The sequence below is a fragment of the Mesorhizobium koreense genome (genome assembly GCF_031656215.1).
Taxonomy (GTDB): domain Bacteria; phylum Pseudomonadota; class Alphaproteobacteria; order Rhizobiales; family Rhizobiaceae; genus Mesorhizobium_L; species Mesorhizobium_L koreense.
In genome coordinates, this window is sequence record NZ_CP134228.1 from 1,488,848 (window position 1) to 1,512,363 (window position 23,516).

At 64.5% G+C, this 23,516-nt stretch carries 20 protein-coding genes and 1 riboswitch; of the genes, 10 read left to right on the plus strand and 10 right to left on the minus strand.

Features of this window, described 5'->3' with window-relative positions:
- Positions 1–245: 245 nt before the first annotated feature.
- From rplS to leuC, 5 genes are all read left to right on the plus strand, one after another.
- Complete coding sequence (gene rplS, locus RBH77_RS07135) at positions 246–767, plus strand: 50S ribosomal protein L19 (RefSeq protein WP_311031446.1); 522 nt, start codon at positions 246–248, stop codon at positions 765–767.
- A gap of 145 nt (positions 768–912) precedes the next feature.
- A complete protein-coding gene (locus RBH77_RS07140) occupies positions 913–1,563 on the plus strand; it encodes a class I SAM-dependent DNA methyltransferase (protein WP_311031447.1) in 651 nt (216 codons plus the stop codon).
- Between the two features lie 147 nt (positions 1,564–1,710).
- Positions 1,711–2,151, plus strand: coding sequence for a lipid-binding SYLF domain-containing protein (locus RBH77_RS07145; protein WP_311031448.1), 441 nt, complete (start codon positions 1,711–1,713; stop codon positions 2,149–2,151).
- Between the two features lie 159 nt (positions 2,152–2,310).
- Entirely contained in the window at positions 2,311–2,439 is a 129-nt protein-coding gene (locus tag RBH77_RS07150) for a hypothetical protein (RefSeq protein ID WP_311032723.1), read from the plus strand.
- Positions 2,440–2,511: 72 nt separating this feature from the next.
- Positions 2,512–3,921 carry a 3-isopropylmalate dehydratase large subunit gene (gene leuC, locus RBH77_RS07155; RefSeq protein ID WP_311031449.1) on the plus strand — a complete coding sequence of 470 codons (1,410 nt, stop codon included), beginning with the start codon at positions 2,512–2,514 and terminating at the stop codon, positions 3,919–3,921.
- A 207-nt stretch (positions 3,922–4,128) separates the two neighbouring features.
- Here leuC and RBH77_RS07160 read toward each other — a convergent pair whose 3' ends face one another.
- Positions 4,129–5,943, minus strand: coding sequence for an ABC-F family ATP-binding cassette domain-containing protein (locus RBH77_RS07160; RefSeq protein WP_311031451.1), 1,815 nt, complete (start codon positions 5,941–5,943; stop codon positions 4,129–4,131).
- A 38-nt stretch (positions 5,944–5,981) separates the two neighbouring features.
- Positions 5,982–6,617 (minus strand): thiamine diphosphokinase, encoded by a 636-nt coding sequence (locus RBH77_RS07165; RefSeq protein ID WP_311031452.1) that lies wholly within the window; start codon positions 6,615–6,617, stop codon positions 5,982–5,984.
- Between the two features lie 93 nt (positions 6,618–6,710).
- Positions 6,711–6,827, plus strand: a riboswitch (TPP riboswitch).
- Positions 6,828–6,860: 33 nt separating this feature from the next.
- Here RBH77_RS07165 and thiB point away from each other — a divergent pair.
- The 4 genes from thiB (at position 6,861) to RBH77_RS07185 (ending at position 11,852) form a co-directional block, all read left to right on the plus strand.
- Positions 6,861–7,865 carry a thiamine ABC transporter substrate binding subunit gene (gene thiB, locus RBH77_RS07170; protein WP_311031453.1) on the plus strand — a complete coding sequence of 335 codons (1,005 nt, stop codon included), beginning with the start codon at positions 6,861–6,863 and terminating at the stop codon, positions 7,863–7,865.
- Positions 7,841–9,475, plus strand: coding sequence for a thiamine/thiamine pyrophosphate ABC transporter permease (gene thiP / locus RBH77_RS07175; protein WP_311031454.1), 1,635 nt, complete (start codon positions 7,841–7,843; stop codon positions 9,473–9,475). The genes thiB and thiP overlap by 25 nt, the downstream gene beginning before the upstream one ends.
- Complete coding sequence (gene thiQ, locus RBH77_RS07180) at positions 9,472–10,227, plus strand: thiamine ABC transporter ATP-binding protein (protein WP_311031455.1); 756 nt, start codon at positions 9,472–9,474, stop codon at positions 10,225–10,227. Before thiP ends, thiQ begins: the two co-directional genes overlap by 4 nt.
- A 236-nt stretch (positions 10,228–10,463) precedes the next feature.
- Positions 10,464–11,852 carry a M48 family metalloprotease gene (locus RBH77_RS07185; protein ID WP_311031456.1) on the plus strand — a complete coding sequence of 463 codons (1,389 nt, stop codon included), beginning with the start codon at positions 10,464–10,466 and terminating at the stop codon, positions 11,850–11,852.
- A 15-nt stretch (positions 11,853–11,867) separates the two neighbouring features.
- Here RBH77_RS07185 and RBH77_RS07190 read toward each other — a convergent pair whose 3' ends face one another.
- From RBH77_RS07190 to RBH77_RS07220, 7 genes are all read right to left on the minus strand, one after another.
- Positions 11,868–12,728 carry an RNA polymerase factor sigma-32 gene (locus tag RBH77_RS07190; protein WP_311031457.1) on the minus strand — a complete coding sequence of 287 codons (861 nt, stop codon included), beginning with the start codon at positions 12,726–12,728 and terminating at the stop codon, positions 11,868–11,870.
- Positions 12,729–13,024: 296 nt separating this feature from the next.
- The gene (locus RBH77_RS07195) at positions 13,025–13,597 is read right to left on the minus strand and encodes a CarD family transcriptional regulator (RefSeq protein WP_311031458.1); all 573 of its coding nucleotides are present in this window, start codon (positions 13,595–13,597) and stop codon (positions 13,025–13,027) included.
- 357 nt (positions 13,598–13,954) lie between these two features.
- Positions 13,955–14,293, minus strand: coding sequence for a ferredoxin FdxA (fdxA, locus tag RBH77_RS07200; protein ID WP_311031459.1), 339 nt, complete (start codon positions 14,291–14,293; stop codon positions 13,955–13,957).
- Positions 14,294–14,406: 113 nt separating this feature from the next.
- Entirely contained in the window at positions 14,407–14,781 is a 375-nt protein-coding gene (locus RBH77_RS07205; RefSeq protein WP_311031460.1) for an RNA-binding S4 domain-containing protein, read from the minus strand.
- An 18-nt stretch (positions 14,782–14,799) separates the two neighbouring features.
- The gene (locus RBH77_RS07210; RefSeq protein WP_371832846.1) at positions 14,800–18,111 is read right to left on the minus strand and encodes a helicase-related protein; all 3,312 of its coding nucleotides are present in this window, start codon (positions 18,109–18,111) and stop codon (positions 14,800–14,802) included.
- An 875-nt stretch (positions 18,112–18,986) separates the two neighbouring features.
- Positions 18,987–19,709 carry a beta-ketoacyl-ACP reductase gene (locus tag RBH77_RS07215; RefSeq protein ID WP_311031462.1) on the minus strand — a complete coding sequence of 241 codons (723 nt, stop codon included), beginning with the start codon at positions 19,707–19,709 and terminating at the stop codon, positions 18,987–18,989.
- Between the two features lie 101 nt (positions 19,710–19,810).
- A complete protein-coding gene (locus RBH77_RS07220) occupies positions 19,811–20,998 on the minus strand; it encodes an acetyl-CoA C-acetyltransferase (protein WP_311031463.1) in 1,188 nt (395 codons plus the stop codon).
- A 275-nt stretch (positions 20,999–21,273) separates the two neighbouring features.
- Between RBH77_RS07220 and phaR the strand changes: the two genes are divergently transcribed.
- Positions 21,274–21,879 carry a polyhydroxyalkanoate synthesis repressor PhaR gene (gene phaR, locus RBH77_RS07225; protein WP_311031464.1) on the plus strand — a complete coding sequence of 202 codons (606 nt, stop codon included), beginning with the start codon at positions 21,274–21,276 and terminating at the stop codon, positions 21,877–21,879.
- Between the two features lie 31 nt (positions 21,880–21,910).
- Here the strand turns inward: phaR and RBH77_RS07230 are convergent, their stop codons facing one another.
- Entirely contained in the window at positions 21,911–23,494 is a 1,584-nt protein-coding gene (locus RBH77_RS07230) for a gamma-glutamyltransferase family protein (RefSeq protein ID WP_311031465.1), read from the minus strand.
- Positions 23,495–23,516 lie beyond the last annotated feature (22 nt).

The following is a 23,516-nucleotide window of genomic DNA, read 5'->3' on the forward strand; positions in this document are numbered from 1 at the left end:
AAGTGGTCTGGCGGGCGTTACCCGATCCGTGTAGCGTAGAGCGGCGCAAAGGGGAAATGCTTTTCCGGTCGACGGAAACGATCGCGCCTCGATCCACCGGTACGGCCTGCACGAAAAAGTTGCCGGCGAAGCCTCGACACGGCCGTGCATTTTGTGTATGTCGCCCGCGATTTCCTCAGAATAACCTGACCGTCTAGGCGGCCATGACCGGCGTGTCCGGCATGAAACAAATTGAGGCTGTAACTATGGATATCATTCGTCAGCTCGAGGCCGAGCAGGCACAGAAGATCGCCGAGAAGCGCACGCTTCCGGAATTCCAGGCGGGCGATACCGTCCGCGTGCAGGTGCGTGTCACCGAAGGTTCGCGCACCCGCGTGCAGGCTTATGAAGGCGTCTGCATCGCCCGCTCCGGCTCGGGCTTCCAGGAGAATTTCACCGTCCGCAAGATTTCCTACGGCGAGGGCGTGGAGCGTGTCTTCCCGGTCTATTCGCCGCTGGTCGAGGCGGTCGAGATCGTTCGCCGCGGCAAGGTGCGCCGCGCCAAGCTCTATTACCTGCGCGACCGCCGCGGGAAGTCGGCGCGTATTTCCGAGAACACCGGCGTGCGCGCCCGCAAGCTCAACGATGCCGAGCGCGACGCGCTGAACGCCGAGCGCGCGCGGATCGAGGCCGAGAAGGTCGCCGCCGCCGAGGCGCTCGCTGTCGAAAAGGCTGCCGAGGAAGCCAAGGAAAAGGCCGCGCAGGCCGAGAACGCCGCGGCGGAATAGGCCGTCGTCCAACACGGGTCATCGAAAGGCGCGGCTCGCTTCCGCGCCTTTTTTGTTTCCGCCCGCGGCTATCTGCCATGTTTTCCACGATCGTTTAAGGGTTCGGTGGTAGGGTTCCCCTGTAAAGAACGGAGGCAGGTGGGACATGCCCGGAACGATACGCATGACGCCGGAAAAGCGCCGGGCGCTGGATCTCGTCTATTCCGCCCGGACGCCAGGTGAGCTCAGCGACGCCTATTCTGCCTGGGCGAACGAATACGACCGCGAGACGGCGGTACTCGGCTATGGGCTGCCCTTCCTGATCGGCGCCTGGGTGGCGCGCTATGTGACGCGCGGAAATGGGCCGATCCTCGACGCCGGCTGCGGCACAGGCCTTTCAGGGCCCTATCTCAAGGCGCTCGGCTACGATCATATCGAAGGGCTCGACATGTCGGCCGACATGCTGAGGATCGCTGCGGCCCGCAACGTCTACGAAGCGTTGAAAGAAGCCGGGCTCGGCGGTCGATTGCCCTGGGCGGACGGGCATTTCAGCGCCTTCCTGTCGACCGGGGTATTCACCGAAGGCCATGCGCCGGCCTCCAGCCTGGAAGAGCTCACCCGCATCACGAGGAAGGGCGGCCACGCCATCTTCACCGTGCGCGACACGGTGCTGGAAACGGGCGGCTTCCGCGCCATGTTCGACCGTCTGGAGAAGGCGCGCCGCTGGCGCCCGATCGAGGAAAGCCCGCCCTTCCGCGCCTTCACCGTCGGCGAGCCCGAAGTGCAGGTGCAGGCCTTCGTATTCGAGGTGCTGTAGAAGGTCGCTCAAACCCGCCAGTCTGGGACAGCATGCGCGGCCGCGTGAACTGATGCGGCGCGAAACCTCTTCGGCTATAAATCCCGAACGACCTTGAGTCGTGCCCGGCCGGCTGGCTAAGCGGCGATATCGGAGGAGCCTTCCGTCATGCAGATCCTGCCTCGCTTTCGTTCAATCGCCATCGCGCTTATGGCTCTTGCCAGCCTGGGTTTTGTTTCCGCCGCCCACGCCGACAGCGGCACCATCCGCTTCGCGGTCTACAAGGCCGGCTTCTTCGTTGGTGGTAGCGGCGGCGAGGGCACGTTGACTTTCCGCGGCCGCAAGTATCGCGTCTCGATCGGCGGCGTTTCGGCCGGCCTCGTCTTCGGAGCGTCGAAGACCTATTACCGCGGCACCGTTCGCCATATCCGCCGCGCCAGCGATGTCACCGGCATCTATGGCGCAGCCGGCGGCGGCGGCGCGATCGGCAGGGGTGCTCAGGCGATCGTCATGCAGAACGAAAAAGGCGCCGTCCTGGAACTCACCGGCGACCAAAGGGGCCTGCAGATCAACGCCGATCTGAGCGGGCTGAGCATCACGGTGAAGTAAGGGCGGCGGCCGATCCGTCTCGTCATCCTCGGTGGTTACCCCCACCAAGTTCGCCCAACGGTTCGGCTTCGCTTCGGAGACCAGCCGCGCAAGCGGCGTTCGGGCGTGAGCGAAAACAGACCCCCTCCCTTTCAATTGCCCAAAAGGGAAAAGGTTGGTATGAGCCGGAGCATGGAAGAGCTTTTCGGCGATCCGGCTTATAAGGGCTTCGTTCTGCAGGACCATAAGCGCCTGCCGAGCCGCTTTGCCGCGCGGATTTCCGGTGCGCTTACGACGCGCCTAGCCTGAGATCGACTACCGCGAGCGGCCGGCACGACAGCCGGATCGGCCAGATCTTCCACTCAGTTACGGAATAGGACCATGAGCGCAGCGCGCACCCTCTACGACAAGATATTCGAAGACCATGTGGTCGACCGTCAGGACGACGGCACCTGCCTGCTCTATATCGATCGCCACCTCGTGCATGAGGTGACCAGCCCGCAGGCCTTCGAGGGGCTGAGGATGGGCGGCCGCAAGGTGCGCCATCCCGAGAAGACGCTCGCCGTCGTCGACCATAACGTCTCTACCTCGCCCGACCGCAAGAACGGCATCAAGAACGAGGAAAGCCGTATCCAGGTCGAGGCGCTGGCGAAGAACGCCAGGGATTTCGGCATCGAATATTTCAACGAGGTCGACCGGCGCCAGGGCATCGTCCACATCATCGGCCCCGAACAGGGCTTCACGCTGCCGGGCATGACGATCGTCTGCGGCGACAGCCACACCTCCACCCACGGAGCTTTCGGCGCGCTCGCGCATGGCATCGGCACGTCGGAGGTCGAGCATGTACTCGCCACGCAGACTCTGATCCAGAAGAAGGCGAAGAACATGCTCGTCCAGGTGGACGGCCAGCTTCCGCCCGGCGTCACCGCCAAGGACATCATCCTCTCGATCATCGGCGAGATCGGCACGGCAGGCGGCACCGGCTATGTCATCGAATATGCCGGCGAGGCGATCCGTTCGCTCTCCATGGAAGGGCGCATGACGGTCTGCAACATGTCGATCGAAGGCGGCGCGCGCGCTGGCCTGATCGCGCCCGACGAGACGACGTTCGCCTATGTGAAGGACAAGCCGCGCGCGCCGAAGGGCGCGGCCTGGGACCAGGCGCTCGCCTATTGGAAGACGCTTCGCTCGGACGAGGGCGCGCATTTCGACCGCGTGGTGAAGCTCGACGGCGCCAACCTGCCGCCGATCGTCACCTGGGGTTCCTCGCCGGAGGACGTCGCCTCCGTCACCGGTTTCGTGCCGGACCCCGATACGATCGAGGACGAGAACAAGCGCGCCTCGAAGAAGCGGGCGCTCGAATATATGGGGCTGACGGCAGGCACGAAGATCACCGACATCGCGCTCGATCGCGTCTTCATCGGTTCGTGCACGAACGGCCGCATAGAGGATCTGCGGCAGGTGGCGAAGGTGGTGGAGGGCCGCAAGGTCGCAAGCCGCGTCAACGCCATGATCGTGCCGGGCTCGGGGCTGGTGAAGGAACAGGCGGAGGCCGAAGGGCTCGACAGTATCTTCCGCGCCGCCGGCTTCGACTGGCGCGAACCGGGCTGCTCGATGTGCCTCGCCATGAACGAGGACCGGCTACGGCCGGAGGAGCGTTGCGCCTCGACCTCGAACCGGAATTTCGAGGGCAGGCAGGGTTACCGCGGCCGCACGCACCTCGTGTCACCGGCCATGGCGGCCGCGGCGGCGATCGCCGGGCATTTCGTCGATATCAGGGAGTGGCGATAAGTCGCTTCCTGCCGCCGCGAATGGCGTGGCGGGACTACCCCCACCTTTAATCCCTCCCCACAAGGGGGGAGGGAAACGCCGTCACCACCTTCCGTGCTGAAATTGGCTCCTTCTGGTGCTGCTACAAGGTCCCCCTTATGGGAAGGGGTTAGGGGTGGGGGTAACCGGCCAGGTGAGCCCATGCAATTTTTACATGCGACGCCCTTGCTATCCCTCCACTTCCTCCCTCAGCATTTCGAGTTCCAGCCATTCGTCCTCCATGGCGGCGAGTTCGGCGCGTGCCTTGTCGAGTAAGGCGGTAGCATCGGCGAACGCGTTCGGATCACGGCGGTAGAGACCGGGATCGGCGAGTTGCTGCTCGACGACGCCGATCCGGGCGACAGCTTCCTCCATGCGCTTCGGCAGCGTTTCCAACGCGAATTTCTGCTTGTAGGAAAGTTTTCTTGCGGGCTGCCGGGGCTGGCCCCTCGGCTCCGCGACGGACTTAGCCGCCGGCGCGGTGCGCGCCGCCGCCCGGCGATCGTCGAGCTTCCTGCCGCCGCGCTGCGCCAGCATGTCGGTGTAGCCGCCGGCATATTCGGTCCAGGTGCCGTCGCCGTTCGGTGCGACGGTGCTGGTCACCGTGCGGTCGAGGAAATCGCGGTCGTGGCTGACCAGGATCACCGTGCCGGCGAAGCTCGCGACAAGCTCCTGCAACAGGTCGAGCGTCTCCATATCGAGGTCGTTGGTCGGCTCGTCCAGCACCAGGAGGTTGGACGGGCGGGAGAGCACCCGAGCGAGGATCAGCCTTGCGCGCTCGCCGCCCGAAAGCTCGCGCACCGGCGTGCGCGCCTGCTCGGCCTTGAACAGAAAATCCTTCATCCAGGAGACGACGTGCTTCTCCTCGCCATTGACGATGACCGTCTCGCCGCGCCCGTCGGTAAGGTAGTGCGCCAGCGTCTCGCGCGGATCGACCGCCTCGCGCTTCTGGTCGAGTGTGGCGATCTCCAGATTGACGCCGAGCCGCACCGTGCCGGTGTCGGGCGCAAGTTCGCCGGTCAGAAGCTTCAGGAGCGTCGTCTTGCCGGCGCCGTTCGCCCCGACGAGGCCGATGCGGTCGCCGCGGTTGATGCGGGTGGAGAAGCTGCGGACGATCGGCCGCTCGCCGTAGGATTTGGCGATATCCTTCGCCTCGATAACCAACTTGCCGGATTCGGCGGCGTCGCTGGCCGCCATGTTGGCGAGGCCCTCGGCGCGGCGGTGCGTGCGAAAATCCTGCCGCATGGCCTGCAATTCGCCGAGCCGGCGCATGTTGCGCTTGCGCCTCGCGGTCACGCCGTAACGCAGCCAGTGTTCCTCGCGCACGATCTGGCGGCCAAGTTTGTGCTGCTCGCGCTCCTCCTCCTCGAGCACCTGGTCGCGCCATTCCTCGAAATGCGCGAACCCCTTGTCGAGGCGAAGCGTGCGGCCACGGTCGAGCCACACCGTGGCGCGGCTGACGCGTTCCAGAAAACGGCGGTCGTGCGAGATGAGCACGATGGCCGAAGGCGAGCGGGCAAGCTCTTCCTCCAGCCACTCGATGGTGGAGAGATCGAGATGGTTGGTCGGTTCGTCGAGGAGCAGGATGTCGGGCCGGGGCGCCAGCACGCGCGCCAGCGAGGCACGCCGGGCTTCGCCACCCGAAAGGCTCGACGGATGTTCCTCGCCGGTTAGCCCCAGATGATCGAGCAGGTAGGTGACGCGGTGCGGATCGTCGGCGGGGCCGAGACCGGCCTCGACATAGGCGCGTACCGTGTCGAAGCCTTCCATGTCCGGCGTCTGCGGCAGGTAGCGTATGGTCGCCGACGGCTGGCGGAAGACCTCCCCGTCCTGGGGCTCGATGAAGCCGGCGGCGATCTTCAGCAGTGTCGATTTGCCGGAGCCGTTGCGGCCGACGAGCGCGATGCGTTCGCCGGGCATCGCCGAGAGCGAGGCGCCGTCGAGCAGCGGCGTACCGCCGAAGGTCAGCCTTATGCCGTCGAGATGAAGGAGCGGAGGGGCCATGAACTCTTGGGGAGCGAGAGGGCGGTGCGGTCAGGCCGTCATGTGGCTGCCAGAGTGGCGACAAGCAAGGCCCGCCCCTCCCGAAGCCGGACGACAAGCCCGTCCTTGACGACATTGGAGATCGTCAGGGACGAGCCGAACGGTACGACGACATCGTCGAGCGGCCATTTCGCGCCTTCGACCGTCAGCCCGCGAAGCTCGGAGAAGCCGAGGATGCTGAACATCGTCCCTGGGGGATAGTCGTAGCCCGCCCGGGCGTGAGGCAGTACGCTTCCTTCCTGCGCTCCGCTGGTCAAAAGCACGGATACGCCGCGTTCGGCAAGCTGGACGCCGAGCGCCATATGCAGGAAGGCATGATCGGCACGCGGGCCCCCGAAGGCACCGGCCAGCACCAGCGAGGTGGCACCGCGCGAAAGCGCCTCGCCGACGGCGATCTCGCCATCCGTGTGATCCTTATCGGGGGAGTAGACCATGCGCTCGATGCCGTCATAGGCATCCAGCCAATCGGGTTCGGTCGAATCGAAATCGCCCACCCACAATTCCGGAACGATCTTCAGCGGATCGGCATGGAGCAACCCCGAATCCGCCGCGACGACATGGGTGTCCGCGATCTGTCCAAGGAGACGGGGCGTGACGGTCAAATCGCCACCGAGAAGGATGGTGAAACGGCTCATGGCCGCGCCATATCACGCCCTTTGGCGCACAGGAAGCGCCTGGACCCGTATGGCGCCGGCTTGCAACGCATCATCCGCCGCTCTATGTCTCCTGTCGCTCTAACGGGGTGCCGGGACGTGTCATGCGGACCGGCTGAGAGGCCGGCGATCGGCCAACCCGTCGAACCTGATCCGGCTCGTACCGGCGGAGGGATTAGACGCTTCGGTTCCGGCGCCTCCCTCCCCGCATAAAAGGAGAGACCGATGCGCGGAACGATCTCCCTCCTCCTGGCAGCGCTGTTCGCGCCGTTTTCCGCTGGCGCGGCTGTGGCCGAAGGTTCGCTTACGATCTACACCTATGAGAGCTTCACCGCCGACTGGGGGCCGGGTCCGATCGTCCAGAAGGCATTCGAGGCGGAGTGCTCGTGCAACGTCCGCTTTGTTTCCGTCACCGACGGCGTTGCGCTGCTCAACCGGCTAAAGTTAGAAGGCCAATCGACCAAGGCCGATATCGTGCTCGGCCTGGACACCAACCTGACGACCGATGCCAAGGCGACTGGTCTTTTCACGCCGCACGGCGATCTCACGAACGAGGTCGATGTTCCCGGTGGGTGGAGCGACGATATTTTCGTGCCCTATGATTACGGCTATTTCGCCGTGGTCTATGACAGCGAGAAGCTGAAGGATCCGCCGAAGAGCATGGCCGAATTGGTGGACGGCGATCCAAGTGAAAAGATCGCGATCGAGGACCCGCGCACCTCCACCCCCGGACTTGGTCTCGTACTCTGGATCAGGAAAATCTACGGCGACAAGGCCACCGATGCCTGGGCGAAGCTGAAAGGCCGTGTGCTCACAGTCACGCCGGGATGGAGCGAGGCCTACGGACTTCTGACCAAGGGCGAGGCGCCGATGGTGCTTTCCTACACGACCTCGCCCGCCTATCACATGATCGAGGAGAAGACCGACCGGTATAAAGCGGCTTCCTTCGCGGAGGGGCATTACATGCAGATCGAGGTCGCGGGCATGACGAAGAAAGGCGCGGAAAATCCGCTCGCCGGAAAATTCCTCGATTTCATGACCGGCTCGAAATTCCAGGATGCGATTCCGGAGACGAACTGGATGTATCCGGCTGGTCGGACCGACAAGCCGCTCGATCCGGCCTTCGGCCAGCTGGTCAAACCGGCGAAATCCCTGATCTATTCAAGCGACGAAGTTGCCAAGAACCGCAAGGCCTGGGTCGACGAATGGCTCTCGGTGATGAGCAGATAGGCGTGGCTCCACTGGACGGTCGAGTAGCCGCCGGCGCAGTGGCGCTGGCGGCGGTGGCGCTTGTCGCCGGCGGTGCGCTTGCCGGGCTCGTCTTTCAGGCGGGCAGCGATTGGAGCGGCGCGTTCGCGGCTTTCGACCTCTATCTTTTGCGCGTGGCGCGGTTCACGCTTTTCCAGGCTGTGCTCTCGACTGTGCTCTCGGTGGCGCCGGCGGTGGTCGTGGCCCGGGCCTTTTCCAGACATCCGAAGTTTCCGGGCCGTGCGCTGATGCTCAGGCTGTTCGCCGTGCCGCTGGCATTGCCGGCGATCGTCGCGGCGCTCGGCGTGCTGGCCCTTTATGGCAGGGCGGGTATCTTCTCCGGCGCGCTTGCGAAGCTCGCCGGCGGCGACTGGTCGGGCGTCTACGGGCTCTCCGGCATCCTGATCGCACACGTCTTCTTCAACCTGCCGCTGGCGACAAGGCTTTTTTTGCAGGCGCTCGACACAGTACCGGACGATCAATGGCGGCTTGCCGCGCAACTCGGCATGGGCGCGCGCCCGGCCTTCCGTTTCCTCGAATGGCCGGCGATGCGGGCGAGCCTGCCGGGCATCGCCGGGCTCGTCTTCATGCTCTGCGTAACCTCCTTCACCATTGTCCTGATGCTCGGCGGCGGGCCGCGCGCGACGACGCTGGAGGTCGCGATCTATCAGGCGCTGCGCTTCGATTTTGATCCGGCGCGGGCGGTGGCGCTGACGGTGATGCAGATCGTCTTGGCGCTGGTGATCTTCATCGCCATCACGCGCCTTGGCGGAAATTATACGGCGATGGCGAACCTGTCGGTGACGAGGCGCCGCTACGCAATGGACGGGAAAGGGGAGAAGTCTTTCGACCTGCTCGTTATCGCCGTCGCCACCCTTTTCGTGGCGGGTCCGATGGCGGCTGTCGTGATCGCCGGCCTTGGCGCAGATCTCGGCAGGCTTGCGGCGGATGAGGCGGTGCGGTGTGCCTGTTTCACCAGTCTCGCTCTCGCGGCACCGGCGGCGTTCCTTTCCGCCGGCCTGTCGCTGGCGCTGGTCGCCTGCCGCCGCGCGCTCGAATACGGGCGGAGGCAGCGGCGCGCGTCATGGCTGGAATGGGCGTCCGGCAGCGGTGCGAGTCTTATCCTTGTGCTGCCGCCGACCGTCATCGGCGCCGGATGGTTCATCATCCTGCTTCGTCTCGGCGACGTCTATGCCGCCGCGCCGGCGATGGTGATCGCGGTGAATGCGCTTATGGCGATCCCGTTCGCCGTGCGCGTCGTGCAGCCCGCCTATGACGCGGCGAGCGCGCGTAACGAAAGGCTCTGCGGCGCGCTCGGCATTGCCGGCTGGAACCGTTTGCGCCTGATCGACGGGCCGGTACTCAGCCGCCCACTCGGTACCGCGTTCGCCTTCGCCATGGCGCTGTCGCTCGGCGATCTCGGCGTCATCGCGCTCTTCGGCAGCGACCGTGTCCAGACGCTGCCCTACCTCCTGATGCAGCGCATGGGCAGCTACCGCACGGAGGATGCGGCGGGCATAGCGCTTCTGCTCGGCGCTCTTTGCCTCGGGCTGATGATGATTTCCGATCGTCTTGGAAGGAATGCGGCATGACCGGGCGCGGCGGCCTCGAAATCGCTCTGGACAAAATCGCGTTCCGCTACGCGGAGATGGAGATGGGCTTCGACCTTTCCTTTCCGGCCGCGTCGGTCACGGCGATCATGGGGCCGAGCGGGGCGGGAAAATCGACGCTGCTCGATCTCGTCGCCGGCTTCGAGATGCCCGCCGGCGGCCGTATCCTGATCGGCGACGAAGATGTGACGAGGTTGCCGCCGTCCGCCCGTCCTGTCTCCATGGTCTTCCAGGAAAACAATCTGTTCTCGCATCTCGACGTCGCGGCGAATGTCGGCCTCGGGCGATCTCCGTCGTTGAAGCTTTCCGATGAGGATCGCACGGCGGTGGCGGATGCGCTCGTCCGCACCGGGCTCTCCGGCAAGGAAAGGCGGCTGCCGTCCGAACTTTCCGGAGGCGAGCGCCAGCGTGTGGCGCTGGCGCGCGTTCTCGTGCGGGACCGTCCCGTGCTCCTACTCGACGAGCCTTTCGCTTCTCTCGATGCTTCGCTTCGCCGGGAAATGACCGGGCTGGTGGGTGAACTCCATTCCCGTACCCATATGACGATCCTGATGGTCACTCATGACGCGGAGGATGCGAGGCGGATCGGGGATCGGGTTCTGCGGATCGAGGACGGCCATGTCGCCGCTTTCGGCAGGGTGGAAGACATGCCGCGCGGCGGCGCTTTTCCGGACCGGCCAACAAATGGAAAAGATGGCGAGAAATATGGTTCGGTTGCCCGCAAGTCGTCATAATTGGCAAGCAAATGCGCGTCCCGACCAAATGCCGCTTTGCCATGGCGGCGGCGACGCGTAACAGTGTTCCCCGATTCCGGCGAATTATCGATTTTCCCTGGAAGGAAGTTGTTCTGGATAGCCGCGCCACAAGAACCGAGGCCGCGAGGCAAAAAAGGAGAATCCCGATCGGGAAGGCCGGGGCGACACTTGCGCTCGCGCTTTTGCTTTCGGCCTGCCAGAGCCTCAATGGTGGCATGTACGACGATGCACTGAAGCCGTCATCGGATCCGGTCACAGCCGCCAACGTGACGCGCGACAACAAGCTGGTGCAGCTTGCGCGCCAGCAGCATCCACGCATTCTCCACACCTATGGCGGTGAGTATTCAAATCCGAAGCTGGAGCGGATGGTCGCCAAGGTCGTCGGCCGCCTGACGCTGGTCTCGGACAATCCGAGCCAGATCTACCGCATCACCATCCTCAATTCGCCGAGCGTCAACGCTTTCGCGCTGCCGGGCGGCTATCTCTACATCACGCGCGGGCTGCTGGCTCTGGCCAGCGATTCGGCGGAACTGGCCGCCGTCATCGCCCACGAGATGGGCCATGTGACGGCCAATCACGGCCTGCAGCGCCAGCAACTTGAAGCGGAGGAGGCGCTGACCTCGAATGTCGTCGCCGACCTGCTCGGGAATGACAGGGAGGCCAAGACCGCGCTCATCCGCGGCAAGCTCAAGCTGGCACAGTTTTCGCGCAACCAGGAACTGGCGGCGGATGCGATCGGTATCAATTCGGTCGGCAAGGCCGGGTTCGACCCTTATGCCGCGGCACGTTTCCTGCGCGCCATGCAGGCCTATACCGATTTCCGCAGCGTCTCGGGCGCCAATGACACCAGCCTCGATTTCCTTGCTACGCATCCCAATACGCCGCAACGTGTCGCGCTGGCGGTCGAGAAGGCAAGGGCTTTCGGCCCGCCGGGAACGGGAGAGCGTGACCGCGACGCTTACCTGAACGGCATCGACGGCATGCTGTTCGGCGACAAGCCGGACGAAGGCTATGTTCGCGGCAATACTTTCCTGCACCCGAAGCTCGGCATCACCTTCACCGTGCCGCAGGGCTTCGTGATCGACAATTCGGCCCAGGCGGTGACGGCGGCGGGACCAGGAGATATAGCGATCCGCTTCGACGGCGTATCGGTCAACCGGAACACGCGTCTCGATGACTATATCCGCAGCGGCTGGGTGACGGGGCTCGATCCATCCTCGGTCCATCCGGCGACGATCAATGGGAACGAGGCGGCCATCGCACGCGCCGCGTCGGAGGGTTGGCAGTTCGACGTGACGGTGATCCGCGCCGGCGGCCAGGTCTATCGGCTCTTGACGGCCGCGCCGCTCGCCAGCCACGACCTCGAAAAGGTGGCGCGAGGGGTCTCGGGAAGCTTCCGCCTGCTGACACCGGCGGAGAAGGATGCGCTCAAGCCGCTGAAGATAGCGATCGCCACGGTGGAGGCCGGGCAGAATATCGCAAGCATGGCGGCGATGATGCGCGGCGTGGACCGGAAACTCGAGCTTTTCCGCGTGCTGAACGGAATGGGCCCCGGCGCCGACGTCTCCGTCGGCGACAAGGTCAAGATCGTCACCGACAAATAGGCCGGTTGAACATCTTCACAGTGAAGCGAGTTCGGGGTTTTCCCTGACAAGTGCGGTGCGGAGCTTTTCCAGGGCGCGGTTTTCGATCTGGCGTACACGCTCCTTGGAGATGCCGAGGCGTTCGCCGAGGGCCTCGAGCGTCGCGCCTTCCTCACGCAGGCGGCGCTCGCGGATGATCCTCAATTCGCGCTCGTTGAGCGCACCGAGCGCGGTGTTGAGCCAGCCCGAGCGGCGCTCGAGATCGATGGTTTCGCCGACGACCTCGTCGGGAAGCGGCGCGTCCGAAACGAGGAAGTCCTGCCGGTCGGAAGTGTTGCCGCCTTCATCTGCCAGCGGCGCGTTGAGCGAGGCGTCGGGGCCGGACAGGCGCGAATCCATCATGGCGACGTCCGCCACGGGGACGCCGAGCGCGGCGGCGATTTCCCTGTATACCTCGGCGCTGGAAAGCGTCTCCGACCCCTGGGCGAGGCGCGCCCTCAGGCGGCGCAGATTGAAAAAAAGCGCCTTCTGGGCGGAGCTCGTGCCGCCACGGACGATCGACCAGTTGCGCAGGATATAGTCCTGGATCGAGGCGCGGATCCACCACGTCGCATAGGTGGAGAAGCGCACGTCGCGCTCCGGTTCGAAACGCGCAGCGGCTTCGAGCAGGCCGACATGCCCTTCCTGGATGAGATCGCTCATCGACAGGCCGAAATGGCGGAATTTGGATGCCATGGAGATGACCAGCCGCATGTGCGCGGTGGTGATGCGGTGGAGCGCTTCCTGGTCGTGCTCCTCCTTCCAGCGTACGGCAAGATCGTGCTCCTCGCCCCGCTCGAGGTAAGGAGCCCGCATTGCTGCCTGGATCATGCTTCGCCTGGCCGAGTCTTCGTTCATCGCGCGCTCCTTGACCTTGTCGTCGCGCGCCATAGGTACATCGACAAGCCGGCAAGAGTGGCCGGTGTTCCCTGCGGTGATACGCCGGCGCGCGAGCGCGTCACCGGGCAAGGGACAGTGGACCCAACGCGCCGGCGCGCGAGTCGTTCCATTACAAAAAGTTTATGATGGTCGAGAGCGCGGTACCCCTGCGCACGACAAAGGTGTGAGGGCGCTTCCGGGGCAACAAAAACCCGGCGCTTGGCCGGGTTTTTCGTTCTATCAAGTCTATTCGGCCGAGCTTGGCCGGAAGCGGATCAGGCCGCTTCCTCCTGCTCGGTTTCCTCGTTATCGGCCTTGGCGCCGCGGCGCGGGCCCTTGTTGAGGTTGACCTCGATGAGGCGGACGGCCTCGGTCTCCGACATGCGGTTCACGGCCGCGATCTCGCGGGCCATGCGGTCGAGCGCCGCCTCGTAGAGCTGCCGCTCGGAATAGGACTGCTCCGGCTGGTTCTCGGCACGGTAGAGGTCGCGCACGACCTCCGAGATCGAGATCAGATCGCCCGAATTGATCTTCGCATCGTATTCCTGGGCCCGGCGCGACCACATGGTGCGCTTGACGCGCGCCCGGCCCTGAACGACCTTCAGCGCGCGGTCGACATAGTCGGTTTCGGACAGCTTGCGCATGCCGATGGAGGTCGCCTTCGCGACCGGCACCTTGAGCCGCATCTTGTCCTTCTGGAAATCGATCACGAAAAGCTCCAGCTTGTGCCCGGCAACCTCCTGCTCGTCGATCGACGAAATCTGGCCGACGCCGTGCGCCGGATAGACGATGTATTCGCCGGTCTTGAAACCATGACGCTGCGCGGATTTCTTCTGCTGGGTTGCCATACGCCTGCTACTCCTGTCCTGCGGCCGGCTGCCTGGGCCGTTCCGGATTATCGCGATGTTGTCGGAGAGGGCGGGGTCGTTTGGCCACGGACCAGCCGATGACCAAATACAGCATGGAATAACCGGCCCAGATTGCCCTGACCCGGATATCGTCATTCATCTGTCGATGATTGCTGCGGCTTCGCCTTGGATCAACATCGCAACCGGGCGGCACCCGGCATCTTTTCTCATATGTAACATAAAAATGTGAAAGAATCAACAATTTGCCGCAAGCGCGAAGCGAATGCAGTGCGGAATGTATACAAATTTAGACGAAAGTAGCGGAAAAGCCGGCTAACCGGCAAGGACTGCGCGCGGTCAGTCACCTTCGCCCGGCTCGGAGGAGAAATACTTCTCGAATTTGCCTTCCATGCCGTCGAATTCCTTGGCGTCGGAAGGCGGCTCTTTCTTGGCCGTGATGTTCGGCCATTTGTCGGCATATTCACTGTTCACTTCGAGCCATTTCTCCAGGCCCGGCTCCGTATCCGGCTTGATGGCGTCGGCGGGGCATTCGGGCTCGCACACGCCGCAATCGATGCATTCGTCGGGATGGATGACCAGCATGTTATCGCCTTCGTAGAAGCAATCGACCGGACAGACTTCCACGCAGTCCATGTATTTGCACTTGATGCAATTGTCGGTGACGACATAGGTCATCTGGCGGCTCCGGCCTCCGATGTCAGGCGTTTTCGCCGGTGAGGTATCCGCTTTGACGGGCGCTTGCAAGGGCGGCTTTTTTGTGCCGTGGGCTGCCGTCGGAACTGCCGATCCTAGCCGGAGTCTCCATTCAGGCGGTCGATCGCGCGGCGCTCCTTCTTGGTCGGCCTGCCGGCGCCGGGCTCGCGGGCAGGCGAAGCGGCAGGCGCTTGTTCCGCCGGAGGCGTGAGGTCCTCATAGAGCGTTCGCGCCTCGGTGGCCGGGCCACGCCTGACGCCAGATGAGAGAATCCTGTAGACCAGAACCTTCCGGTCGAGCGTGATCGTGAGGACGTCGCCGGGCTTCACCGGATACGATGTCTGCTCCACCTTCTCGCGATTGACGCGAATACGGCCGGCGAGGACGAGCTTCGCGGCAAGAGAGCGCGATTTCGCCACGCGGGCGAAGAACAGCCATTTGTCGATGCGCTGGCGTTCCCCGATGGCCATCAGACGGATGCGTGCACCCTATTTCTTCAACTGGTCGCGGAGCGCGGCGAGCTTGGCGAAGGGCGAGTCCGGATCGAAGCGGGCGGGCCGCTCTTCGCGCGGCTTCTGGAAAGCGGGCTTGCCATTGCCGTTGCGGGCCTCTCCAGGCGCTCCCTTGCGATGGCGGTTGCGGCCCTTGCCGTCGCCATCGGGCCGGCCGGGCTTTTCCTGCTGCCCCGCGCGGCGGTGGCCGGCATCGCGTTCGTCGCGACGGACGTTGGCATTCGCCCCACCGCCCTGATGCCTGCCCTTGCCATGACCCCGCTGATGTTCGTGTCGCGGGCCGCGCTCGAACCGCGCCGGCCGCCACAGAAGGATCGGCTTCGGCGCCTCGGCCTCCACGCCCTCTTCAGTCGCGGCGGGCTCCGTCGCGGCGGCAATGGTTGGCGCGCCTTCTTCGCTCGGGCGAATGTCGTCTCCAGCCTTTTCGGTAGCCGGTGCTGCCGCCTCGGAGGCGTCGTTCGCCTCGGCTTGCGCCGGGGCCTCCTCGGGTTCGGGAGAGGCAGGGGCATCGACGCCTTGCGCGCCCGTTTCGTCGGTCACCGGTTGCGCGGCCTCGCCGGTGTGCGGTGGGGCGGCTTCCACCACTTGCTGGCTTTCGGTGGGCTCGGCGCCGGTAACCGGCTCGGCTTCGGCGGTAGGGCTGGAGGCTGCCGCTTCGCTACTCCCGGACGTCTCCGGCTGGGTTCCTTCCATCGCGACTTGCACTTCCGCTTCAACAACGGGTGCAGTCGACTGCGCGGCTTCGGCTGCCGCTTTTGCCGCTGCCGCGGCTTCCGCTGCCTCTTGAGCTGCGCAGTCGAGTGCTTCCAGCCGCGCCGTCACCTCGGCAGCAGGCTTCGCCTCGGCGCGATAGCCGAGGCCCTTCAGAATTTCCTCCATGTCCTCGGCCTTGGCGCCGAGGATCGACATCATTGCCGGCGTGACGGTGAAGGCGTTGCCGTCGAAGGCGCCCTCCGGCCGCACGCCGGTTCCGGCCTTCCAGGCAAGTGCGGGACGGATAAGGTCGGCAAGACGTTCGAGGATATCGACGCGCACGGCCCGTCGGCCGAGCACGCGGAAGCCGGCCAGCCGGTAGAATGCCGGATCGAATGCCGGATCGGTAACGACCGAGGTGCGGCCGGCGGCGAGCAGCTGCACGACATCGCCGAAGCCCGGCCTGTCCTTGGCGTCGTTCTTCAAGGCCCAGAGCAGGGTCAGGAGGCCGGCGGGACCCGGCTTGACCAGTGCCGGCACGAAGATGTGGTAGGCGCCGAAACGAACGCCGAGACGGCGCAGTGCAGCGCGCGCGTCCTGGTCGAGCGCCTTCACGTCGGCAGCGACGTCGCGACGGTTCAGGAGGCCGAAATTCTCGACAAGGCGGAAGGCGATGCCGCGCGCCATGCCGGAAAGCTGCTCGGCGGTGGAAAGATCGTTCAGCGGCTTCAGCAGGCTCTCGACCTGATAGTTGACGAAGCGCTCGGCACGGGCGGCGACCTTATCGCGTGCGGGGCCGGTGAGCTGCTCGTCGGCCAGCAGGATGACGCGCGGCTTCAACGCGTCGTCGCTGGCAGTCAGCGTTGCCACCGGCGCGCCGATCCAGCGCACGGTGCCATCCGAGGCCAGCGCCAGGTCGCCATTGGCGCAGGCGGAAAAGCGCTCGGCGCGTTCCTCGAATTCCTGGGCCAACGCTTTCTGCGCCGCGGCCTTGACTGCCTTCGCGTCCTCGCCCTCGGCGCTCTGATCGGCCGTGAAGCGAAAACCCTGCAATTCGCCGACATGGTGGCCTTCCACCAGGACGGCGCCCGACGAACCTATCTCTGCTTCCGGCATGCTGTTTTCCCGCAGGCGCTTCATGAGGACGGAAGTCCTGCGGTCTACGAAGCGTTTCGTCAATCGCTCATGCAGCGCATCGGACAGGCGATCCTCGATCTCGCGCGTTTTCTCCTGCCAGTGTGTCGGATCAGCAAGCCAGCCCGGACGGTTGGACACGAAGGTCCAGGTCCTGATCTGGGCGATGCGGGCGGAAAGCGTATCGATATCGCCTTCGGTCGAGGAGGAGCGCTCGACCTGATTGGCGAGATAGTCTTCGTCCACCTGGCCCTTGCGCACGAGGTCGAGATAGATCGAGGCGATCAGGTCGGCGTGCTGTGCGGGAGCGATCTTTCGATAGTCGGGAAGGGCGCAGGCATCCCACAGCGTCGTGACGCGCTCGCGGGAGGCGGCGAGGTCACGGATGCCGGGCTCCTTCGACAGATGCTCCAGCGCGCGCTGGTCCACCGCCGGCAGCGCCTTGGTCAGGCCTTCGAAGCCGGGCGTCGTCTCGATCGAGCGCTTCAGCGCGTCGAGACTGGAGAAATCGAAGGAGGCGGTGCGCCATTGCAGCACCTTCACGGGCTCGAAATCGTGGCCCTCGATCTTCTCGATGAGGTCGTCGGCGAGCGGATCGACCTGACCGGTGACGCCGAAGGTGCCGTCGCGAAGATGCCGGCCGGCGCGCCCGGCGATCTGGCCGAGTTCGGCCGCCGTCAGGTCGCGATACTGGAAGCCGTCGAACTTGCGGTTCTGGGCGAAGGCGACATGGTCGACGTCGAGGTTGAGGCCCATGCCGATGGCGTCGGTGGCGACGAGATAATCGACGTCGCCGGACTGGTAGAGCGCCACCTGCGCGTTGCGCGTGCGCGGGCTGAGCGCGCCCATGACCACGGCCACGCCGCCGCGCTGGCGGCGGATCAATTCACCGATCGCATAGACCTCGTCCGCCGAGAAGGCGACGATCGCGGAGCGGCGCGGCAGCCGCGTGATCTTCTTCTGGCCGGCATAGGCGAGGTGCGACATGCGCGGCCGCGTGACGGTGGAGACGCCCTTCAAGAGCCGCTCGAGAATGCCGCGCATGGTGGCGGCGCCGAGCAGCAGCGTTTCCTGCCGGCCGCGCAGATTGAGGATGCGGTCGGTGAAGATGTGGCCGCGTTCGAGGTCACCGGCAAGCTGGACCTCGTCGATCGCGACGAAGGCCGCATCCGTCTCGCGCGGCATCGCCTCTACCGTGCAGACGGAGAAGCGCGCGCCGGGCGGCATGATCTTCTCCTCACCCGTGTGCAGCGCGACGTTGGCGGCACCAACCTTTTCGACCACGCGCCCATAGACCTCGCGCGCGAGCAGGCGGAGCGGCAGCCCGATCACTCCGCTCTCATGCGCCACCATCCTCTCGATGGCGAGATGCGTCTTGCCGGTATTGGTCGGGCCAAGTATGGCGGTCACGTCGCGCCCCGAGGGCACGGACTGGATGTCAGGCATGGTCTGGAGATTCATCTCGACTTTGAAAGCTCTGGGAAATGGCCTTCCCCTGGCAGCGCCTTCGCTGCGGAAGTTGCAATGCTATCCCCGGTGGAAGGCCTTCCGGGCATGCTATCCACATATAGGAAATCGCCGCCGGTGCAAAACGGCAAACGCGCGAATTAACGACTGGAACGAGTCTGGAACGAATCGGCGACGAATCAGTGACTCACGTCAATTCGGTGTTTGTTCACCCCTATATCTAGCGTGGCGGGGGCCTTTAACGGGCATATGCTGAATCGGCGGGTTTTGAACTCCGGGCCGACTCCGCTGCAAAGGTTAACGGCGCGGATTCGCGCTGTCTTCCGCACGGGCTCTTTCGGGCCAAGTGCAAGAATTTCTTCATGAAAATTGACGAATTCCTACCGCAGCACATGCCCGAGGGCGAAATCGCGTTAACGAACGGGCCATAGGCGGAACAAAGCGGCGACGAATCACTGATGGCGACATGTTTCTGTTATGTTCACGGCTAGATGTTGTGTCTTCCACCGCCAGCCCACCAATCATCCACAGGATATTCACAGGCTTGTCCACACGCGCGCGCAAGCCGTTAACCTTTGCGTGTCGTGGCGGGACAGGTCGGCTGGCGAGATTGAATGGCGGAAAGGTTCGGCACATCGGCGCAGACCGATCACGTCTGACTCGACCCCCACTCCGATTTGCTTCGCAAACCACCTCTCCCCCGACCGACGGGGGAGGGGAAGCGCCGGCCGCAAGGCTTGGTCTCCTTTCCTCGCCCCCACGAAGGTGGGGGAGAGGTGGCGCGCGAAGCGCGACGGAATGGGGGGATTCGGCCTATCCCAAGGCCCTATCCCTCGATCCGGGCTTGCCTTCAGGCGGCGGTCATGCGGTCAGCAGAAATACTGCCCGCCATTGGCCGTGATGGTGGATCCGGTGATGAAGCCTGCCTCGTCGGAGGCGAGGAAGACCACGCAGCGCGCGATCTCGGCCGCTTCGCCCAGCCGGCCGGCCGGGATCTGCGCGATGATGGATTCGCGCACCTTCTCGGGCACCGCCATGACCATGTCGGTAGCGATGTAGCCGGGACAGATGGCGTTGACGGTGATGCCCGCGCGAGCGCCCTCCTGGGCCAGGGCTTTGGTGAAACCGAGGTCGCCGGCCTTGGAGGCCGAGTAGTTGGCCTGGGCGAACTGGCCTTTCTGGCCGTTGATCGAGGAAATGGTGATGACACGGCCGAACTTGCGCTCGCGCATGCCGTTCCACACCGGATGCGTCATGTTGAAGACGCCGTTCAGGTTGGTGCCGATCACCTCGTTCCACTGCTCGCGCGTCATCTTGTGGAAGGGCGCATCGCGGGTGATGCCGGCATTGTTGACGAGCACGTCGACCGGGCCGAGATCGGCCTCGACCTTGCCGATGCCCGCCGCGCAGGCGTCGTAGTCGGCGACCGACCATTTATAGACCGGGATGCCGGTCTCGGATTTGAATTTCTGGGCCGCCTCGTCATTGCCGGCATAGTTGGCGGCGACTTTATAGCCGGCGTCTTTCAGTGCGAGGGCGATCGCCGCGCCGATGCCGCGCGAGCCACCGGTGACGAGTGCTGTCCTTGCCATTTGGTTCCTCCTCCCTGGTTCAGGGCAGTAAGGCATTAGGACAATCAGGCGGTATGTAGTCCGCTCTTTTTATTGCCCTACCTGCCTATTGCCCTACTGCCTTAGTTCATCGCTTCCACGCACATGGCCACGCCCATGCCGCCGCCGATGCAAAGCGTGGCGAGGCCCTTCTTGGCGCCGCGACGGCGCATTTCGAAGACGAGCGTGTTGAAGATGCGCGCGCCCGACGCGCCGATCGGGTGACCGATGGCGATGGCGCCGCCGTTGACGTTGACGATGTCGGTGTTCCAGCCGAGGTCCTTGTTGACCGCGCAGGCCTGGGCGGCGAAAGCCTCGTTGGCCTCGACCAGATCAAGATCGTCAGCCTTCCATCCGGCCTTCTCCAACGCCTTGCGCGAGGAGGGGATGGGGCCGGTGCCCATGATCTTCGGGTCGACGCCGGCGGTCGCCCAGGAAACGATGCGCACGAGCGGGGTGACGCCGCGGCGCTTCGCCTCTTCCTCGCTCATCAGCACGACTGCGGCGGCGCCGTCGTTGATGCCGGAAGCGTTGGCGGCCGTCACCGTGCCTTCCTTGTCGAAGGCGGGGCGCAGCTTTTGCATGGCCTCTATCGTCGCGCCGTGGCGGATATATTCGTCCTGGTCGACGACGATGTCGCCCTTGCGCGATTTCACCGTGACCGGGACGATCTCGTCCTTGAACCTGCCCGCCTTCTGCGCGGCCTCCGCCTTGTTCTGCGAGGCGAGCGCGAACTGGTCCTGGTCGTCGCGGGTGATCTGGAACTGGCGCGCTACGTTCTCGGCCGTGATGCCCATATGGTAGCCGTTGAAGGCGTCCCACAGCCCGTCCTTGATCATGGTGTCGATCATCTTGTAGTCGCCCATCTTCACGCCCTGGCGCAGATGCGCACAATGCGGCGACATGGACATGGATTCCTGACCGCCGGCGACGATGATCTTGGCATCACCGGTGGCGATCTGCTGCATGCCGACCGCGATCGTCCTCAGCCCCGAACCGCAGACCTGGTTCAACACCCAGGCGGTGGTCTCCTTGGGCAGGCCGGCCGCGATCGACGCCTGGCGCGCCGGATTCTGGCCCTCGCCCGCGGTCAGCACCTGGCCGAAGATCACTTCGTCCACTTCGCCCGCCTCGACGCCGGCGCGCTCCAGCGCGCCCTTGATGACGGTCGCGCCCAGTTCATGCGCGAGGATATTGGCGAAAGCGCCGTTGAAGGAACCGACGGGGGTGCGGGCGGCACTCGCGACGACGATGGAGGGGGAAGCACTCATTATTCGTCTCCGGGCAGTTTTTCAGGATTCAATTTATCCGATTGCCGTCGATCTTGCCGTTTCCAACGGCTGAGTCAAACGAGAAACAAGTATGATGGAGGATCGTGAGGGCGCGTCTTCGGGATGGATTTGAGGGCCATGGAGCGGATTTCACGCCGACCTTGCCTTCTGCACTGCACAAAAAGCTTTCTTTCGCGCAGCATTTGCGCATATCCTCTAGCCGGAGGCCATTGTAACTCGACGCTTACCAAGCGTGATCGGCAGGGAGGAGCGGGATGCCCGCAAAGGACGAACCGGTAGTCATCAAGAAATACGCGAACCGGCGGCTCTACAACACGGGCACCAGCACCTATGTGACGCTCGAAGATCTGGCCGAAATGGTGAAACGCGGCGAGGAGTTCGCCGTCCAGGACGCCAAGACCGGTGAGGACATCACCCATCCCGTCCTGACGCAGATCATCTTCGAACTGGAGAACAAGGACGGGCAGAACATGCTGCCCGTTTCCTTCCTGCGCCAGCTCATCTCGTTCTACGGCGACCAGATGCAGATGATCGTGCCGAGCTTCCTCGAGCAGTCGATGGCCGCCTTCGCGAAGGAGCAGGAACGCTTCCGCGAGCAGATGAAGTCGACGCTCGGCCAGTCGCCGATGGACATGATGAAGATGCCTTCGACGATGAAGGCCTTCGAGGAGCAGACGCGGCGGAACGTCGAGATGTTCCAGAATGCCATGCGCATGTTCACACCGTTCCCGGTTACGTCGGGCGCGGCGTCAGGTGGTTCCGAGGCGAAGAAGGAAAAGTCCGACAAGGACAAGGATCTGAAGGAATTAAAAGAGCAGATCGCCGCCATGCAGAAGAAGCTCGATCAGATCGGCGACTAGGTCCTTTCTCCTTACTGTTCCGGGGCTTAAGCTACCATCCCAGCGCAAGCCCGTCCTTGCGCGGATCGGAGCCCCCGACGAGGAATCCCGTCTTCCGGTCGATGACGATCATCTGGCCGCCGCCGAGCGGCAGGGCGACCGGCCGCACGGAATGGCCTCTTGCTCGCAGCGCCTCGCGCGAGGCGGCGTCGATCCCGGCTTCCACCTCAACCGTGCCGTCGGCACCCCAGAACAGGCGTGCGTCGTCGATCGCGGCCTGCGGGTCCATGCCGTGATCGACAAGGTTGGAGAAGACGTGGGCGTGGCCGAGCGGCTGGTAGGCGCCACCCATGACCCCGAAGGAAACCGATGGCATGCCGTCCCTGTAGGCCATGGCCGGGATGATCGTGTGAAGAGGACGCTTGGAAGGGCCGATTTCGTTAGGGTGGCCTTCCTCCAGCGTGAAGCAGGCGCCACGATTTTGCAGCGCGATGCCCGAATGCGGCGTCACCACCTTCGATCCGAAGGCGTGATAGAGGGAGTTGATGAAGGAGACGGCGCGCCGGTCGCGATCGACCACGGTGAGATAGACGGTGTCGGCGTCGGCCGTTTCCGGGAGCGTCACGGCGGGATTGCGATGGGCGCGATCGACTTGTCTCGCCAGGGAACGCGTGAATTGCGGTGAGAGGAGCCGCTCGATCTCGACCGCCTTCAGCGCCGGATCGGCGACGTAGCGGTCACGCACGGCATAGGCGAGCCGGCCGGCTTCGACCTCCATGTGCCAGCGCTCGGGGCTGTCGGGCGGCAGTGAGGCGAAGTCCAGTTCGGAAAGAAGGTTGAGCAGGATCAGCGCGGTCACGCCCTGACCGTTCGGTGGCAGTTCGAAGACTTCGTGGCCGGCATAGCTGGTCGAAATGGGCTTGATCCAGTCCGCCGTCACGGCGGCAAGGTCTTCCTCGGAAAGGAAGCCGCCCTTCGCCTGCACCGTATCCGCGATCTCGTGCGCAATCTCGCCTTCGTAGAAGGCTTTTGCGCCGCCATCGGCAAGTTTCCGCAGCGTTGCTCCGAGCGCGGGCGAGCGATGCCGCGTCCCGACGAGCGGCGCCTTGCCGTCGACCAGGCAATGCAGGCTTGCGCCTTCGTCCTTGGCCAGTTCGGCGGCATAGAGCGCCCAGTCGTGCGCCACGCGCGGATGGATGGCGAAGCCATCTTCCGCATAGCGGATCGCATCGGCGAAGAGGCGGCCGAAGCCGAACGTGCCGAAACGTTCCAGAAGGGTCTCCCATGCCCGGATCGCGCCGGGTGTGGTGACTGAATGCACGCCCGTCAGGGGGACTTTCTTGAAACGGGCGCGATACCATTCGCCGGTCACGGCCGCGGGCGCCCGGCCAGAGCCGTTCAGGCCATGGAGCGAGCCGTCCGGCTCGGCGAGGATGACGAAGCAGTCTCCGCCGATGCCGGTCATGTGTGGCTCGACCACGCAAAGCGTTGCGGAAGCCGCTATCGCCGCATCGACGGCGTTGCCGCCTTCCTTCAGGACGGAAAGGGCCGTCATCGTAGCCAGCGGATGCGATGTCGCCGCCATGCCGTTCTCGGCATAGACCGGCGAGCGGCCGGGCAGATCGAATGCGCGCACGGCTTTTCTCCAGATGCCAGAC